This is a genomic window from Pseudomonas sp. HP_12, assembly GCF_055283955.1.
This window is the reverse complement of the sequence record NZ_JBTOQG010000009.1, coordinates 112043-129221: the sequence shown is the minus strand read 5'-3', so window position 1 is coordinate 129221 and position 17179 is coordinate 112043. Positions and strand designations below refer to the sequence as shown.

Annotated in this window: 15 protein-coding genes, 1 tRNA gene and 1 pseudogene; 6 read left to right on the top strand and 11 right to left on the bottom strand. The window is 56.6% G+C overall.

Annotated features, from left to right (window positions below):
- The first annotated feature begins 201 nt into the window (after nucleotides 1-201).
- Nucleotides 202-1167: a LysR family transcriptional regulator gene (locus ACYASU_RS08870; protein WP_463582557.1), complete on the top strand. Its 966-nt coding sequence runs from the start codon at nucleotides 202-204 to the stop codon at nucleotides 1165-1167.
- Nucleotides 1168-1175: 8 nt separating this feature from the next.
- Here the strand turns inward: ACYASU_RS08870 and ACYASU_RS08865 are convergent, their stop codons facing one another.
- The 3 genes from ACYASU_RS08865 to ACYASU_RS08855 form a co-directional block, all read right to left on the bottom strand.
- Nucleotides 1176-1478, bottom strand: coding sequence for a helix-turn-helix domain-containing transcriptional regulator (locus tag ACYASU_RS08865; protein ID WP_065990926.1), 303 nt, complete (start codon nucleotides 1476-1478; stop codon nucleotides 1176-1178).
- 91 nt (nucleotides 1479-1569) lie between these two features.
- Nucleotides 1570-1737 (bottom strand): hypothetical protein, encoded by a 168-nt coding sequence (locus tag ACYASU_RS08860; protein WP_463582556.1) that lies wholly within the window; start codon nucleotides 1735-1737, stop codon nucleotides 1570-1572.
- A gap of 143 nt (nucleotides 1738-1880) precedes the next feature.
- Nucleotides 1881-2573 (bottom strand): HAD-IA family hydrolase, encoded by a 693-nt coding sequence (locus tag ACYASU_RS08855; RefSeq protein ID WP_192173064.1) that lies wholly within the window; start codon nucleotides 2571-2573, stop codon nucleotides 1881-1883.
- 215 nt (nucleotides 2574-2788) lie between these two features.
- Here ACYASU_RS08855 and ACYASU_RS08850 point away from each other — a divergent pair, with 215 nt between their 5' ends.
- The gene (locus ACYASU_RS08850; protein WP_463582555.1) at nucleotides 2789-4276 is read left to right on the top strand and encodes a YdgA family protein; all 1488 of its coding nucleotides are present in this window, start codon (nucleotides 2789-2791) and stop codon (nucleotides 4274-4276) included.
- A gap of 49 nt (nucleotides 4277-4325) precedes the next feature.
- On the opposite strand, the gene ACYASU_RS08845 is transcribed toward ACYASU_RS08850, so the two are convergent.
- From ACYASU_RS08845 to ACYASU_RS08835, 3 genes are all read right to left on the bottom strand, one after another.
- The gene (locus ACYASU_RS08845) at nucleotides 4326-5456 is read right to left on the bottom strand and encodes a mechanosensitive ion channel family protein (protein ID WP_282372111.1); all 1131 of its coding nucleotides are present in this window, start codon (nucleotides 5454-5456) and stop codon (nucleotides 4326-4328) included.
- Nucleotides 5457-5773: 317 nt separating this feature from the next.
- Entirely contained in the window at nucleotides 5774-6928 is a 1155-nt protein-coding gene (locus ACYASU_RS08840; RefSeq protein WP_463582554.1) for an epoxide hydrolase family protein, read from the bottom strand.
- Nucleotides 6925-7845, bottom strand: coding sequence for an NmrA family NAD(P)-binding protein (locus tag ACYASU_RS08835; RefSeq protein WP_282372108.1), 921 nt, complete (start codon nucleotides 7843-7845; stop codon nucleotides 6925-6927). The genes ACYASU_RS08840 and ACYASU_RS08835 overlap by 4 nt, the downstream gene beginning before the upstream one ends.
- A 116-nt stretch (nucleotides 7846-7961) precedes the next feature.
- On the opposite strand from ACYASU_RS08835, the gene ACYASU_RS08830 reads away from it, so the two are divergent.
- The 3 genes and pseudogenes from ACYASU_RS08830 to ACYASU_RS08820 all read left to right on the top strand — a co-directional run bounded on the left by ACYASU_RS08830 (nucleotide 7962) and on the right by ACYASU_RS08820 (nucleotide 11034).
- The gene (locus ACYASU_RS08830) at nucleotides 7962-8588 is read left to right on the top strand and encodes a TetR/AcrR family transcriptional regulator (RefSeq protein WP_282372107.1); all 627 of its coding nucleotides are present in this window, start codon (nucleotides 7962-7964) and stop codon (nucleotides 8586-8588) included.
- A 541-nt stretch (nucleotides 8589-9129) separates the two neighbouring features.
- Nucleotides 9130-10179, top strand: a pseudogene (locus tag ACYASU_RS08825) (methyl-accepting chemotaxis protein); the annotation flags it as partial.
- Nucleotides 10162-11034 (top strand): methyl-accepting chemotaxis protein, encoded by an 873-nt coding sequence (locus ACYASU_RS08820; protein ID WP_442969482.1) that lies wholly within the window; start codon nucleotides 10162-10164, stop codon nucleotides 11032-11034. The pseudogene ACYASU_RS08825 and the gene ACYASU_RS08820, both read left to right, overlap by 18 nt.
- 660 nt (nucleotides 11035-11694) lie before the next feature.
- Here ACYASU_RS08820 and ACYASU_RS08815 read toward each other — a convergent pair.
- The 5 genes from ACYASU_RS08815 to ACYASU_RS08795 all read right to left on the bottom strand — a co-directional run bounded on the left by ACYASU_RS08815 (nucleotide 11695) and on the right by ACYASU_RS08795 (nucleotide 15256).
- Nucleotides 11695-12546, bottom strand: coding sequence for a hypothetical protein (locus tag ACYASU_RS08815; protein WP_463582553.1), 852 nt, complete (start codon nucleotides 12544-12546; stop codon nucleotides 11695-11697).
- A 225-nt stretch (nucleotides 12547-12771) separates the two neighbouring features.
- Nucleotides 12772-13374: an SIR2 family protein gene (locus tag ACYASU_RS08810; RefSeq protein ID WP_463582552.1), complete on the bottom strand. Its 603-nt coding sequence runs from the start codon at nucleotides 13372-13374 to the stop codon at nucleotides 12772-12774.
- A 33-nt stretch (nucleotides 13375-13407) separates the two neighbouring features.
- Nucleotides 13408-13740, bottom strand: coding sequence for a hypothetical protein (locus ACYASU_RS08805; RefSeq protein WP_463582551.1), 333 nt, complete (start codon nucleotides 13738-13740; stop codon nucleotides 13408-13410).
- Between the two features lie 436 nt (nucleotides 13741-14176).
- Entirely contained in the window at nucleotides 14177-15037 is an 861-nt protein-coding gene (locus ACYASU_RS08800) for a hypothetical protein (protein WP_463582550.1), read from the bottom strand.
- A 142-nt stretch (nucleotides 15038-15179) separates the two neighbouring features.
- Nucleotides 15180-15256, bottom strand: a tRNA-Arg gene (locus tag ACYASU_RS08795).
- Between the two features lie 365 nt (nucleotides 15257-15621).
- Between ACYASU_RS08795 and gabD the strand changes: the two genes are divergently transcribed.
- A complete protein-coding gene (gene gabD, locus ACYASU_RS08790) occupies nucleotides 15622-17064 on the top strand; it encodes an NADP-dependent succinate-semialdehyde dehydrogenase (RefSeq protein ID WP_463582549.1) in 1443 nt (480 codons plus the stop codon).
- The last annotated feature ends 115 nt before the right edge of the window (nucleotides 17065-17179 follow it).

Genomic DNA, 17179 nt, shown 5'->3' with positions numbered 1-17179 from the left:
CTGGATAGGGGGCAGTTACGAATTGAAAGTCCTGATCAAAGTGTCAGGTTAATTAACGTTGGATCCGCTTTCGGCTTATGAAGCGGAGTACCCCGTACGCGGTTGCCAATCAGGTTTTTCTGTGTTCATTATTATCAACCGGGCACGTATTTGTTGTGAGTCAGAGCCTGTTGAATCCAATAGGCGAGGTCAATAAGCATTATGGAAACTCCACTTTCCAATTCTGGAAACGTGCCGCCTAAACCGGGAATACGCCCCCCTCTTACTCTCAGCGGAATGGACTTCAAGCTGTTGCGGGTGTTTCAGGCCGTGGTGGAGGCGGGTGGCTTCAGCGCCGCCCAGAACGAGCTGAACGTGGGCCTTGCAGCCATCAGCAAGCAGATTTCAGACCTTGAAATCCGGATCGGCATGCGCCTCTGTACACGCGGCCGGGAAGGGTTTCATCTCACTGAAGAGGGCAAGCTTGTCTATCAGGCGGCTATCGAACTATTCGCCTCGGTGGACAGTTTTCGCGACCGGATTAGTTCAGCGCAGAATGAGTTGATTGGCGATTTGAGTGTCGGCGTAATTGATAACACCCTGACCGATAAAAGTTCGCCGCTAATTGCCGCGCTTAGAGTAATGCACGATGAAGCGCCCAAAGTCAGACTGCGCCTGCAAGCGTCCCAACTGGATGAAGTCGAGCGCGCAATGGTCGAAGGGCGCGTGAGTCTTGGCATCGTGCCGGTGTATCAGCGGCGCGAAGAGTTTGATTATTTCGAGCTGTACGAAGAGACCTCCCACGCGTATTGCGCAGTGGGGCATCCGCTGTTCGAGGCGGATGACAGCGCCCTGGGCATCGACAGCCTGCGCGCATTCGACATCGTGAATCATCGCTATGCGATCCATCGCGACAAGGCGAGCTTCGTTAATTCGGACAGCCAAAGCGCTTCGGCCTCCCAGGTTGAAGCGGTGGCCATGATGATCCTGACCGGCCGCTTCATCGGCTTTCTCCCCGAGCACTACACGCGCAATCTGATCCGCGACGGCCAACTCCGCGCGCTGCGCCCCGACCTGATCTTCCTGCGCACGCCCGTCAATCTCATCCTGAGACACAACGCCCCACGGAGCCCGCTGGTCAAGGCGTTCGCGCGGGCGTTGGGGGTGGATTTGAGGGTGGGGCTGTAGGGTAAATGTCACGCGATTGCCGCGAACGTGAGCCCGGTGGCGTGTACCACTTGGCGCATGGTTTTCAACGTGGGATTGCCTTTGGGGGATAGCGCTCGACGAAGGCTCTCATGAGGTATGCCGGCTTTCTCTGCTATGAATGCTATTCCGCCTCGAGCCTCAACAACATGTCTTAACGCTGCAAGAAAGCCGGCATCGCCGCCTTCTTCGTCCAATTCTTCAAATGCAATTCGCAAATACTCCGCTGCGAATGCGGGGTCGTCCCGAATCATCGCAATGACTGTTTCGTCGTGATCACGTGAGCTCGTCATGGCCTTCTCCGCTGATAGTCGTGCCAGCAATCAATGGCTTTAACAATGTCAGATCGCTGGTGGCGCTTATCGCCTCCCAGAAGCAGCAAGATTAGCTGCTTACCTGCCTGGGCGTAGTAAACCCGCCCAATGCGCCTGCAGCGACCCGGTTGATGCGCGTGGTGATTCTGGCTTTCGCGGATCGGTCTTTGAGCTCATCAAGCCATTGCTGATAAAGATCGTCGCCGTTTGCGCTGAGGTAATGTCTGACCTGATTCATGGGGCGAACAATAGCGTTGATGCAATCGATCAATATGCCCGTCTGAACGGATGTGCCCGGTAGGAATTTTCAGCGCGAACGCATGGCCTAGATTTTTCCCCTCCAAGAATCTAGGCCAACCGCGCCTCCGCATGCGCAGATAATCAGCTGCTAAACCCCGGCAAACCCCAATCCTCCAGCGGAAACTCGGTCAGCGAACCCAGTATCAAGTCGGCGTGCGCGTATTGCTCGATCGGCATGTGCGAATCCGGCACGGCCACGGCGTACATCCCTGCGGTCTTGGCAGCGGTGACGCCGAAAGGCGAGTCTTCGAACACCACACAATCCTTCGGGTCCACACCCAAGTGGCGCGCCGCAGCCAGGAAGATGTCCGGCGCAGGCTTGGCCGCCGTGACCTCGGCGTGATCCGCCGTCACCACGTCTTTAAACAGCTCAAACCAGGCGCGATGATTGCTCGTCTTCGCGTGGAAGTAGTGAAGGGAAGAACTGGTGCCCACCGCGATGGGGATGTTGTGCTCGGCAAGGTGACGCACCAGTGCCTCGGCGCCACGCATCGGCTTGGCGTGCGGGAAACGCTCGTCCAGCATCGGTTGGCGAACGGTCAGGAACTCCTCGGGAGACATCGGCAGCTCGAGCGCGCGGATCACGTATTCGGCGAAATCCTGGGAGCCGCGGCCAATGGAGTGCTGCTTTACGGCCCAGTCGAACGTCTTGCCGTGCCACTTGGCGATGGTGTCGGTCACTTCGGTGTAGATGCCTTCGGTGTCCAGCAGCAGGCCGTCCATGTCGAAGATCACCGCCTTGACCGGACCCTTGGGCTTTTGCACTTCGCTCATCTCATCGATCCCGTTAGCAAATTGGCGTCCAGCCTAACGCTTCGGCGAACGTCGTGGCTAGGCGCAACGGCTGCAAAACGTTCTCGCCAAGTGCTAATCTCGCCGGGCTCTCGGCAGCGCAAGGTGCTGCACGGCCGCTCTGCGTGGCGCCGAAACCCTCCGGGGTCAAGGAAGGCAAGACCTCTCTTCAAGAACGGACATCTTCGAGTCGACACATGAAAAAATCAGTCAACATCGCCGTAGGCGTCATTGTGGTTGCGGGCGTCCTCGTCACCGCTGGGGCCTGGTACACCGGAAAACGGCTGGAAGGCGCGCTCAACGACGCCATCCAGCAAGGCAATCAGCAGCTTCAAGCCGCCTTCGTCGGGCATGAAGGCAAGGCGAGTGTTGAGCTCCTTTCTCTGGACCGCCACTTCTTCACCAGCACCGCGCACTACAAGCTGAACATCCAAGACCCCAAATTCAATGACGGGCAGCCGGTCGAGCTGCTGTTTGTCGACAACATCGAGCACGGGCCATTGCCGTGGAGCCGCGTGAAGTCGCTGCAACTGGTGCCGGTGATGGCCGCCAGCAACGTGCAGATCGAGAAGAACGCCTTCTCCGAAAAATGGTTTGCCATGACTAACGGCCAGCCACCGCTGACCGGCCACTTCAGCATGGGCTACGACCGCGCCGCGTTGGGGCGTGTGGAGTTGCTCCCCTTTGAATTCACCGACCAGACCGGCGCGTTCAAGTTTTCCGGTTTCACCCTGAATGCCTCGGGCTCGGGTGATGGCCAGAAGCTTGAAGCCAACGGTGTGCTGGGCAGCGTCGACGTCACTGCGACTTCTGAAGAAGGTCCGGTGCACCTGACGCTCAAGGATTTCACTTTCAACACCGGTGGCACCAAGGGCAAATCGGGTTTCTACCTGGGCCACACCGACGCGAAAATCGCCTCGGCCACGTTCCAGGCAGCGGGCCAGCCGGCCATTCAGCTCAAGGACTTCGTCAACACCAGTCTCTTGCAGGAAGTGGAAGGCAACCTGAATGCCCAGGTGAGCTACGACATCGGCAATATCAGCTTCAATGGCAACGACATCGGCGCCATGCAGATGCTCTGGAAGTTCGGCAATTTCGACATCGCCTCAACCCAGGCGCTGATGAAGATCTATCAGGAGAAAGTGCAGCCTGAAGCCCAGGCCGCCGCGGCGGTGGGTGAAACCTACACGCCACATTTGAGCCCGGCTGATCAGGCGCTGGTGCAGGCCGAAGTCAGCAAGCTGCTGAGCGCCAAGCCACACATCGAGCTGGAAAAGCTTTCGCTCAAAACAGCCAGCGGCGAGAGCCAGTTCAACCTGTCGATGGACTTGGGCAACCCTTCGGCGCTTGATCAGCCGGGGGCGGAATTGCTCAAGCAGTTGCTCACTCAGCTGGACGCCAAACTGGTGCTCTCCAAGCCGATGATCAAGGACCTCGCCGCACTGCGGGCCAAGGCTACCGGCCTGACCGATCCCGCCGCCATCGCGCAACAGGCGCAGGCAGCAGCAGACTCGGTGGGCGGCATGGCAGTTATGTTGCAGATGGGCAAGGTCGATGGCGACAACATCGTATCCAGCCTGCATTACGCCAACGATGTGGTGGACTTCAATGGCGTGAAGATGCCGGCGCAGCAGTTTGCCGCCATGATGATGGGCAAGTTCGTAATGTTCAGCGGCGGTCAGTGAGTCTGTTCCGGCCACCACTGGTGGCCGGGCAATTGGGTCATACCTGTCTTCAGACTGGCGGCTGACGCGCAATTTCTGTCGGCGCTTCGTGGCCTTCGCGCTCTGGCTGTACGGTGCGCGAAGACATCTCCGCACGCAGTTGCGGCAGGCATTGCGGATACTGCCGGGCAACGAAACTGATCAGCCGCTCGCGCATGTGGCATCGCGCATCCCAACTGCGCGATGAATCCGCCGAGCTCAACAACACCCGCAATTGCATCGCCTTATCGGTGGTGTCCGTGACCTGCAGCACGCAGACGCGGCCATCCCAAAGGTGCGGGATCTCCTTGCAGATACGCTCCGCTTCCTCGCGCAACTCCTCCAGCGGCAACGCGTAATCCACCCACAGAAACACCGAGCCAATCAGGCTCGACGTGCTGCGCGTCCAGTTCTGGAAGGGCTTTTCGATGAAGTACTGCAGCGGAATCACCATCCGCCGCTCGTCCCAGATCTTCAGCACCACGTACGTGCCGCTGATCTCTTCGATGCGTCCCCACTCGCCCTCAACGATCACCACGTCATCCAGGCGAATCGGCTGAGAGATTGCGATCTGCAGGCCCGCGATCAAGTTGCCGAGCACCGGCTTGGCGGCGAAACCGGCGGCCAGTCCCGCAAGCCCTGCCGATGCCAGCAGGCTCGTACCAATCTGCCGCACCGGCGGGAAGCTCATCAGAATCAGCCCGGTGCCGAACAACAGCACCAGCACATTCAGGCAGCGCACCAGCACCCGCACTTGCGTCTGGATGCGGCGGGCTTGCAGGTTGTCTTCGATGTCCAGCGGGTTGCGGATCGCGACCGCTTCGCCAATGGCTTTCACGCAACTCAACGCCAGCCAGGTAAATCCGGCCACCACCAGCATGCCGTTCAGGTGCCGAACGCCGTTGATCAACATCAGATCATCGGGGGCAGAGGTCCAGACGGTTTGCAGGGCCAGCAGTGGAATCAGCCACAACGTCGGCGGCTCGGCACGATGAATGAGCTGTTGAGCGAAGACAAAGGACTTGGCGACGCGACGGAGCAATATCAGCGCAATCCAGCGCCCCAACAGCGCGATGCCAATGGCGACGGCGGCGGCCACGAGGGTATTGAGCCACGGGGACGGCAGCGCGTTCAGCCAGGCTTCCGGGAGTACGTGTTCCATAGAGGGGGTCACCAACAGAACGGTTCAAAGGCAAGAGGTGTGAGCTCCCTCGTTGCTCAATGTTCCCTGATCCACCCGCCGCCGCTGAAATCGTGAGGGGCTGGAATCAGCGAGCCAGAGCATCCGACACGTTTACTACATGTCGAATGCGCTGACCAGTTCAGGCTAATGTCGGGCGACGCCTGAATGTCTGGCTCATGCTGTAGCGGCCATGGCATTGCGTGCTCGCAACACCATGGCGAAGGCTCGTCTATTACACACGTTGCATCCAGATGCCGGCAGTCCGCGACCGCCGCTCAATCCCAAAAGCGAAGCTCTCAACGCAGCAGACGGAAGGTCTCACGCACATGCGCGGTGAGGGTTGCCGGGTTTTCCATCGCAGCGAAGTGGCCGCCGTGCTCGGCCTCAGTGAAGAACCGCAAGTCGTCGAATCGCGCCTGGGCCCAGCGCCGGGACAGGCGAAGTAGCTCGCCTGGAAACATGCTCACCCCCGCCGGGATAGGTAAGGCGGTAGCAGGGCCTTGCTGCTGCATTTCGCGCATCCCTTCCCAGTAGAAACGGACCGAGCTGGGTCCCGCATTAGGCAGCCAATACAGCATGATGTCGTCGATCAGCGCATCGAGCTCGATGACCCGCTCGGGCTTCCCGTCGCTGTCGGAAGCGTCCTGAAACAGCGCGTAAACCCACGCCGCCAAGCCAACGGGCGAATCCGACAGGGCGAAGCCTATCGACTGCGGCCGGGTGCTGTGCACCTTCATGTAACCGGACAGCTCCCGCTCATAGTGTTGCGCATCGGCCAACATGCGCTGCTCTTCAGGGGTGGCCTGCGCGATCTCCTCTTCAGTGGGTTGGTACATGACCATGTTCAGGTGAATGCCGACCAGACCAGGCGGACGCATGTGCCCAAGTGCGCTGGTCACGGCCGCCCCCCAATCCCCACCCTGGGCGGCCCAGCGCTGGCCATATCCCAAGCGGTCCATCAATTGCGCCCAGGCCGCAGCGGTTTTACCCACGCCCCAACCCGGCGAACGTGGCTTATCACTGAAACCAAAACCCGGAAGCGCCGGGATCACCAGATGAAACGCGTCGCTGGCCTCGCCGCCATGGGCGGTCGGGTCGGTGAGAGGCCCAATCATCGCCCTGAACTCCAGAATGGAGCCTGGCCAGCCGTGGGTCATCAGCAAGGGCAGGGCGTCAGGGTGAGGCGAGCGTATGTGAAGAAAGTGAATGCCAAGGCCGTCGATCTCGGTCCGGCTGCTGTTCCACTGGTTGAGTTGGGTTTCGGTGGCGCGCCAGTCATAGCCGTTACGCCAGCGCTCGACCAGCGCGCGAATACGCTCAAGCCTGGGCCCCTGGCTGTTGTCGGAGACGGTTTCTGGGTCAGGCCAGCGGGTTTGCGCTAGGCGCTGGGCCAGATCGCCGAGTTGTGTCTGGGGGATATGAAGGGGAAAGGACTCGACAGGGTGGGTCATGGGTTGGTCCCTTGCACATGGGTACGGGCCAGTGTGTCACGGACGGATGCCCATTCACGTTGGCCATAGCGATCGTTGTCCAGATTGAGCAGCTTGCCGCGCCCACTCATCATGTCTCGCAGGTATTGCATGCCTTGCCAGGCGGGGAATGGCTTTTCACTGGCAGGAGTAAGCGCGCGCACCACGGAGATAAGGGCGGACAGCGTGCCGATATTCCCGGGGCGCAGGGTGCGGTAATGCTGCCCGGTCAGCTCGGTCAGGATGTTGGCAATCTGCGCAGGCGACACACTGTTGCCGGCAATGCGCAGGAAACGCGGCGTGTTGTGATCAAGCGCGGCATCGGCGGTAAAGGCGGCTACGTCGTCCTTGGCAGTGAAGTCCAGTAGCTGTTGCGCATCGCCGAAATGCAGCACTCGGCGGCCGGGAAGCACGATAGGCGCGTCGCCTTCGAGCAGTTCCAGAAACCCACCGTTGAGGATTGAGGTAACGGCGATGTTGGCTGTATCGAGCTGGGTGGCGAAGCGTCGGCGAAGGTCCAGGTTGCGGTTGTCGCCAGGGCGAGTATGGGTGTAGTCGAGCGAATAATCCGAGGGAATGAACCTGGGCACCCCAGCAGCGACAGCGGCCTCCAACAGCCTGCCTTGCTGCTTGATGATCACCTCCTCCAGGCCGTTGAGCGTGGACACCACGCAACCCGCGCCGACGATGGCACCGCGCAGGCCCCGAGCGTCATCCAGGGAAACGGGCGTGACGGTGACGCCGCTGCTGGGTAGACCAGTCAACCGGGCTTGTTCAGTGCCTGGTCGAACCAGTGCGATGACATGGGCGCCGCGCTCAACCAGCGCCCGGACCAGGCGTTGGCCCAAGTCTCCTGATGCGCCAGCAACCACAATCGGTGAAGCAGTAGTGTGATCCACAAAGAGCCTTCCTGGTCGGTGTGAAGGGGGGTGAAGAGCGCCGGCTGCCTGCGCCGATTTAACTGAACGTTACCGTTTAGTTGACGCGCAAACAAGAGGTCGGTAAGTTGCCGGCCATGACGTTGATCACGACCAAATCCAAAGGCGGCAGGCCCAGGCAAAGTCAGGCGGGCGAGGCCGAGCGTCGATTGCTGGATGCTGCGCTGCAGCGCTTTCTGGCCAAAGGCGTCGAGGGCACTTCATGCGAAGACATCGCCCGGGCGGCAGGCGCCAGCAAAGCCACTCTCTATGCGCGCTATGCCAATAAAGAGGCGTTGTTCGAAGCCGTGGTGCGGCGCCACGTAGCGACTTTGCTGGTGCCTGCCGAGGCGATTCCCGCGCTCCCGCTCCAAGGCCGCCTGAGGCATGTGGGCCATGGCATCCTCGAACATGCGCTGCAACCCGATACCCTGGCCATGATGCGCCTGGTGATAGCCACTTCCAGTCGGACCCCGCTGCTGGCGGCCGAAGTGAATCGAATCGGGTGGGAAGGCGGATTCACCAGAGTGCGTTCCGCCATCATGGCGGGCCCGGATCAACCCTCGGATCCTGATGCGCTGGCCCTTCAATTCATCGACTTGGTGTTCGCGCCCCATCAGCTCAGAGCGCTGCTGGGTGGAGACCGGGAGCAGCTGACTCAAGCCATTCCCGAACGAGTGGAGTGGGGGCTGAAGTTGGTTCAAGCCGTCGGTCTGCTGGAATGAGTGTTTGGTTTCTATCGGTTCACCAAACAATGGTTCTGAACGGTAAAGAATTTTAAGTGGCGGTCACTTAGCGGTAATCAGCGCAAGCCCTGAATCTTTCACTATGACGGCACCCTATATCGAAGTGCAAAGTTGCCAGCGGGGTGGCATTATCCGCGCTGAATAAAAAGAACAACTGTCTTTAGTAGTGGGCTGAAACTGTTCCCATCCATCGATAGCGCTATCGCTAAATACTCAGCCCTGGAAGGCCTAATCCTTGGGGGGCGGGGTCGTAGTAAGCAGCAGCCGTGACCTCTAGACCGGAATTGATCTCCAGCCTCTGACTCAGGCGACCTTCCATCGGACAACGAAAAAACAAGCAAAATAGTTTGAACTTTTCGTCCGGAATAGATACCGCGAAGCAAGTAACCTATAGCGTCGATAGTGTATGAAAGGACGATTTTTTCCTAAAGTTTTTTTGCGGCAGGCCGAAGTTTAATGCTGTAGGAATGGCATGGAGTGGCCCTCTCCTATGTGAATACCTAAAACTTCAGAGGGCGCCATGCTAAAGAACATATTAATCAACATGACTGTCAGGTCGAAGCTCGTACTCGGCTTCACCCTGGTGATCATATTCACTGTGCTTATTGCCCTCACGGGTTGGACAGGCATCTCCTCACTCAGCGAGCGAAGTGAGCGCGTGTCTGACATCGCGAAGCTCACAACGCTGACGCGGGACATGCGCATCGCCCGGCTGGTCTACGGCCAGAATTCTGACGACGCCAACGCTGCCACCTGGCTAAAAGCCTATGACAACCTCGACAGTCATTTGGCGTATTTGCGCGAAATACTCGACTCCGAGCTCAATATTCCCCACGTTAAAACCGCGACCGCCGCGATGACGGTTTACAAGGGCTTTTACAACGACATCATCAATGCGACCCATACGCGCGAAGCGAGCCGAGCCGTGTCTGGCAGCGCCGCCGATGAGGCATTGGAGGTGCTGCTGCGCTTGGACACGCTCTCCAATTCGCCCGAGGGCACGGCCGCACAGCGAGATGCCATCGGGCAAGCGCTGACGCTTTTTCAGAAAATGCGCTTTGATGTGCGTGGGTACACCTTCACGCTAAAGCCTGACGCGCAGCAGCTGGCGAACGCTTCAATCGCTGCGGCCGTAAACAACGCCCAATCCCTGCAAGCCGCTGGATTTCAACCTGATGCCATCAAAGGCTTCCAGGCTTCACTGAATAAATACCAGGCTGCCATTGCCCAGTTTTCGGAAGCACAGGCCGCCATTAACCAAGGCCAGGCAGGTATTACCAAAAACATCGAAGTCCTGCTGGCTTCCGCCGATCAGTTGGCGCAGAACCAGGTTTCGCTGCGTATTGAGGATGTGGGCCAAGCCAATAAGATGTTGATCATATGGCTCAGCATTGCGCTCATCATCAGCGCACTGGCTGCATGGGTCATCACCCGCCTCATCGTGGGTCCGCTTCGCGAAGCACTGCAGTTGGCTGATCGAGTCGCCAACGGCGATCTGACGTACAGCGAAGTGACGCAAAGGCGTGACGAGCTGGGCCTGCTGCAAGCCAGCATGCACAGAATGACCACCAACCTGCGGCAGTTGATTGGTGGCCTGCGTGATAGCGTCACTCAGATTGCGAGCGCCGCCGAACAGTTGTCCGCAGTCACCGAGCAGACCAGCGCAGGGGTCAATAGTCAGCGAACCGAAACCGACCAAGTCGCAACAGCCATGAATCAAATGGCCGCCACGGTTCAGGAAGTGGCGAGGAACGCGGAGCAGGCGTCAGATGCGGCGGTCAGCGCTTCCAAAGAAGCTCGCGATGGCGATGCAGTGGTCGCCAAGGCAGTGCTCCAGATTGAAAAACTCGCGACAGAAGTCGGCTATTCGAAAACCGCGATGGATGAGCTCAAGCAAGAGAGCAACAAGATCGGCGGCGTGCTCGACGTGATCAAGGCCGTTGCCGAGCAAACCAACTTGCTGGCCCTCAATGCCGCCATCGAAGCCGCGCGGGCTGGCGAAGCCGGACGAGGTTTTGCGGTTGTCGCGGATGAGGTAAGAAGTCTTGCGCAGCGCACCCAGGCGTCGACCGAAGAAATTGCGACGCTGATTGGTGGTCTGCACAGCCGAACCGCACAGGTTGCGACCACCCTGGAAAACAGTCGCCTCCTGACTGACAACAGCGTGGAGCTGGCGCGGGATGCAGGGGCTTCGATCGGCAACATCAGTCGCTCAATTTCAACCATCGAGTCGATGAACCAGCAAATCGCGGCGTCCGCTGAAGAGCAAAGCGCAGTGGCTGAAGAGATAAACCGCAGTGTTCTCAGTGTGAGGGACATCTCCGAACAGACCGCTTCGGCGAGCGAACAGACAGCAGCGTCAAGCGTTGAGCTGGCGCGACTAGGTGTTCATCTGCAGGGTTTGGTGAGTAAGTTTGTCGTCTAACCGGCCGGGAGCATAATCAACGATTCCTAGAGTATTGAGCTGTCAGTGCGCATACAGCTCGATACTCTACCTCCGGGGTGTGCGTTGCAATCTTCGGGTATTGAGTCGGTGAGGCAGTGCGACCAAGCCCGAACCAAGAGACAAGATGCCCAAGTTGATTTGGATCATGGTTGACCAAGCTTAGGCGTCGGATATGATTGCCGATTGCACTGAGCTGGTTAGCTTCTGAGATGGCGCGCTTCGCACTGTGGTTTCGACTATTTTCGCGAAGACGACGTTCAGGACTAGAACAGGTTTCTAGCCGTAACGGTGAGCCCTTGCAACACAAGGTACAGCGCTTGCGCACCTGTCGGGATTCCAACCCATAAACTGTGCCCATGCGGGGACTAGCAGGAAGTCAATGGTGCTAATCGAGGTTAGCGAGCTTTCGCTACTTTTAGATGGTCGGTGTGGAAAATTTTGTGAAGTTTACAGTAGGCGAAAGACGGTTAAATTGCAGAGTTGCCGTCTTCGACCTGAAACAAGCTTTCAACCTGGGTCTGCATGTTTTGGATTTATAACCAATACTTCACATATGCCACGTTCTCATGGGAGTCGCCATTCTGTAAATCATCGTTTCTCAGCGCTTATTAAGTAGTATATGATGTCGCCCCACTCCATTCATCCAGTCGCATCGATGCATCCGCATGCGGTGCAAACACTATATTCTTTTAAAAATAATCCCTGTTCACAGATGTCGCAGTTGGAGAATGGGCAATTGATCTCTCCAAAACCTGCCCAGAACCATCCTATATAAAGGTCTGTTATACCGAAGTTGCAAATCTCATCGTAGCTATATTCGGACTCACATTCAGCACAGCGAAAAAGCGAGCTCTCTGCTTGTACTCTTGGATGAGTAGGCTGTACAAGAGAGGAGGAGCAACTGACACAGCTGAAATTTAGAAAAATTTCTTTTATGACATCGTGGTGAAATGCCAAATTATTGATAATGCGATTCTTATTCAGAATCTCATTTTCGTAAACTTCATAACCGTCCAGAAGGATATGCCAAGCCTCATCCCCAAGTACTGACTTGGCATCCATGTTTAAATGATTTGACAGAAATTTGCTAATTATTATGAAGCAGTCTGCTAACAGCTCAGATGTCTCGCTCTCAGTTAAGTGGCTGAAGAAATGTTCAATCTCGTTACGGTGCCTACTTATCCGATCAAAGATATTCCACTCGACAGAGATTCCAAGAGATTTGAATCTGGCTTTTATGCCAGAAACATCAATGGTTTTGTCTCCTGCGCCTTTCCAAACTACCACTCCATGTGCATCAAGTACCGGGATAATATTTTGTTTAATTAAGGCCGCATTAGTGTCTTTGCCACTTAAAGTTAGCAGCTTGTATTTGAAAAGCAGCAAAATCCCTGCGTATATGTTTCTAGTGCTGGATAGTAGTCTATCGTTATATTGATAGTCGTTCAGCCCATCTTGAATTGAGCGGATCGCGTTCTCTAATAGGCTCATAAATTGGCTCTCCTTTCAATTCTAGTCTGTCGCTTTCAATGGCGAGAGGGCAGTTTCTGCATGGGGAATAACTTAGGTTAAGCTATTATTTTGCTGTGTGGCATTTTTTTAAAAATGGCTATGCTGCTGTATTTTGCTAGCACCCTTGCCATGAAAACGACCTGGCATCTTGGGCTGAACTAATAATACTTGTAGAGTGGAAATGTCACTCTTACCCTAAAAACTTTACCAGTCGTTGAATCCTGTGATGTTTGGCAGCCTCACAATTTGTACCTCCTTTCCTAGCTTCATTGACCAGAACCATGCCCTCTGGTCCAAAGCAACCCCGTCCCCATCCCACTCCACGATCTTGATATGTTTGTCGGCAGCGGCGCTTCTCAACAAATCATTAAGATGATTATCCAGGCCGGAGTATCCGAACAAAACTATGCTGTCAACTTCTCCTATGGCCCTGCTAAGATACTTCCAGTAAGAAGAGAGAATGCTGGAACTATTAATTACCGAAGTTTTGTGTTGAACGTGTGTCAGCACAATGTGTCGACCGAACTCCTCCATGCCTAGATGGAGAGAATCCCGAGGTAACTTATAGACACTCCCCAAGTGATCAAAGAAAAGTGGCGATCCATGGAGATGCATATAATAACCAAAGGATTTAGACCAACGACGCTCCAAATTAGCTTCTGAAAATCCGGCTCCTGTGGTTATGCCGTCGACTAAAGATCCATTAAAGCCGGACAACACACCTGCCTGAATAAAGTGCGAATAGATAAGCTTGTCGTAGTTTAGCGTTGCGACGTGACTATTGGTGCGCATCACAAAATTGCTCAAGGCTGCAAAAAACTCCTCGTTTTTTGGTCCTTCTTACTCGTGGAGGCTTATCGCCACCTTGTGGAGATATCGCGCGATGGCATCTGGGAATTGTCTTCCATCTTCCGAAAGCCAGTGCACTTCGTCTTCTGCGATACCATTAAGCATGCGGCACGCGGTGACAACCTGGTGGAGGACATCCAAATTGTCCTCTGCAATGGGATGCTGTCCTTGGATGCCCGTGCACCTGTAGATCAGATGCTTATGAGCGTCCAGCAATATTCCTGGTGTATCCCAAACGTGGCCCATCGCACGTGCAAGGCTGAAGTGATGGGGATCCGTGGCCATTCCTATCCCATTGCCAAAAACCAGAAGCTTCCTAGCCATGCTCGCATTTCCATATGGGTAAAAAGACTTAATACCGTAAGCGCTGCACGTCGCCAAGTCTGATTGCAAAAACGACAACTGCGCCAGTCAGTACGCTTGTGAGTAGATACTAATCCCTCAAGGGCAGGTCCAACATAGTCTGTGGCTTAGATGCCAGATTTTCGCCTCTCTTTCGGAGACCGAAATCTGCTTATCTTGGTGCAACTGCCGTCGGATGACATAGACGCTACGACTTGGTGGAGCCCATTCGCAAGCCTGAGCAGTGCGGCGCTTGCAATGTGAAAACTGGATCCGCCAGTGGCCTGGACAATACCTCTATGGCTTGGCCATGAGAGCTGGCCAGCGAACCCAGCCCCGACCGCGATGTGGTCGCTGCTGTGCACCTCGGACGCAGTACCGTCCGGACCTGGGCATCCGCGCCACTGCACATCGACTGCTACAGCAACGGTGCCGTATATGAAGCTTTAGCAGTGTTGGCATCAATATCAGCAATGACTCTTTCGGTTTCCATCGCTTGAGCCAGCGCCGCCTCACTAAAAGCTTTCCCGGTCAAGAGGTTGTCAAACGCACTAAACAGCCGCTGGTCGAATCTGCTTTGAAGCCAGGCCAATCGTTGAAATTCCAACCCTTCAAATTCGGATAGAGCATTCTCTCCAAAAGCGCTTTGAATCATTCGACGCACAGCCGCGTCTTGAAACCAGAGCCGATCGGTGCCACGAGCGTCGCCTTGCAGTAGGAATAAGCACCGAGTAATGATCCCGAAGTACGCGCAATATAAAGACCATACAACCTCTCCGACATGAGGCCTTGCCACATCCGCACCTTCGAAGAGTTTTGGCGCAATCTCAAGTGGTTTGAGCTTCTGGAGCTTACTGAGAAGTGCTCTCGTGGAGTTTTGCTTATCCAGATTCAGTAGCTCGTCAGAGGTCAGCACGTCAGCGACATATACCTCGGCGGGTATCTGCCCGCGCGCCTTACGGACTGCGGCCCATATGTGATCTACAGCTTCGATTTTTTTGCTGATGGTAGCCTTCTGAACATCAGAAAATGACGCCGCGGCAATTTGGAGTTTCTCCGCTGCACGATCCACATCAGCTTTTAGCTGCGCTAAATGCGCGTCGCTTTGGGTTTTCAATGCTGACTTCAAGTTCTCCAGCTTATCGTCGTACTCGTGCTTGATACTGGATCGCAGGCGCTCCGTGATCCACGCCCTAAGAATAAAACCCAGCGAAAGCGTCAGCGCTGCACTGACAGACACAGAGGCCAAAGCGCTGTAGAGGAAATTTAACCCATCCATTCGCTAGCTCCTAAAGACGTCATCCTTAACGAAAAATGCCCCGTCAGAACAAACTGAGCGGGGCTTTTTTAACTGCTGCTGTCACCCTGCTGTTACGAACGTTGAGCGGAAGGGTGATAAAGACCGGAGGCCTTGAATATATTGGTGCACCTGACGGGATTCGAACCCATGACCCCTGCCTTCGGAGGGCAGTACTCTATCCAGCTGAGCTACAGGTGCAACGCGGGCGCCATAATACTCATCTGGCTTGCACGCGTCCATGCCGATGACCCGCCGTTCACAATTTAGTGAGACCAGCCCAAGCCGTAAAGGCACCCCCACATGACAACCGCATACACATGCTCCCAGCTACGCTGATCCGAATTCATCCCCACCCCAAGCCCACCCGTTCTTTTTTTCGAACGCACTATTGTCCTTTACCCCTGTTGTCCCTAGGATTCGTTTGAGATTTCAAACGCCCCGCCCGGCCTTTCTTCTATTCTCCAATCAGGGCCGGCGACAGTCTTATCCGGCGGAGGCCTCGGTCGAGGCGCCCGCACACAACCATTCGCTCCGCCGCGCGCGGTGCTGTTCAGGAGGCCGCAATGCAGCTCAAAGACTCGAAGTTGTTCCGCCAGCAGGCGTACATTAATGGCGCCTGGGCTCATGCCGACAGTGGGCAGACCATCAAGGTCAACAATCCGTCGACCAACGAGATTCTCGGCACTGTGCCGAAGATGGGCGCTGCTGAAACCCGTCGCGCCATCGAGGCCGCCGACAAGGCGCTGCCGGCCTGGCGTGCGCTGACTGCCAAAGAGCGTGGCGCCAAGCTGCGTCGCTGGTTCGAGCTGATGATTGAAAACCAGGACGACCTCGGTCGCCTGATGACCCTGGAGCAGGGCAAGCCGCTGGCCGAGGCCAAAGGCGAAATCACTTACGCTGCTTCCTTTATCGAATGGTTCTCTGAAGAAGCCAAGCGCGTCTATGGCGACGTGATTCCGGGCCATCAGCCGGACAAGCGCCTGATCGTGCTCAAGCAGCCGATCGGCGTTACCGCAGCGATCACGCCGTGGAACTTCCCCGCCGCCATGATCACCCGCAAAGCCGGCCCGGCGCTGGCGGCAGGCTGCACCATGGTGCTCAAGCCTGCTTCGCAAACCCCGTATTCCGCACTGGCACTGGCTGAACTGGCCGAGCGCGCTGGCATTCCGGCGGGCGTGTTCAGCGTGGTGACCGGCAGCGCCGGCGACATCGGCAGCGAGCTGACCAGCAACCCGATCGTGCGCAAGCTGTCGTTCACCGGCTCGACCGAGATCGGTCGCCAGTTGATGGCTGAATGCGCCCACGACATCAAGAAGGTCTCGCTGGAACTGGGTGGCAACGCGCCGTTCATCGTGTTCGACGACGCTGACCTGGATAAGGCCGTTGAAGGCGCGATCATTTCCAAATACCGCAACAACGGCCAGACCTGCGTCTGCGCCAACCGCATCTATGTGCAGGACGCGGTCTACGACGCGTTCGCCGAGAAGCTGCAGGTTGCCGTCGCCAAGCTGAAAGTAGGCGATGGCCTGGCTGAAGGCACCACCACCGGTCCCCTGATCGATGAAAAAGCCGTGGCCAAGGTCAAGGAACACATCGCTGACGCGTTGAGCAAAGGCGCGAAAGTGCTGAGTGGCGGCAACAGCCTGGAAGGCAATTTCTTCGAACCGACTATCCTCGTCAACGTGCCGAAAAACGCAGCCGTCGCCAAGGAAGAAACCTTCGGTCCACTGGCTCCGCTGTTCCGCTTCAAAGACGAAGCCGAAGTGATCGCCATGGCCAACGATACCGAGTTCGGGCTGGCGTCGTACTTCTATGCGCAGAACCTGAGCCGCGTGTTCCGTGTGGCGGAAGCGCTTGAGTACGGCATGGTGGGCATCAACACCGGCCTGATCTCCAACGAAGTCGCGCCGTTCGGTGGCATCAAGGCGTCCGGTCTTGGCCGTGAAGGCTCCAAGTACGGCATCGAAGATTATCTGGAAATCAAATACCTCTGCCTCAGCATTTGAACCGGCTGAGTGGCAGAGTGAAGTAACTGTTCTACAACCTGCGGGACGCGAGAGCGCCGTTTCGCAGGTTTCAGTGGCACCAACTTATTGGTGGCCGGGAGGCCGCGACAGTCGA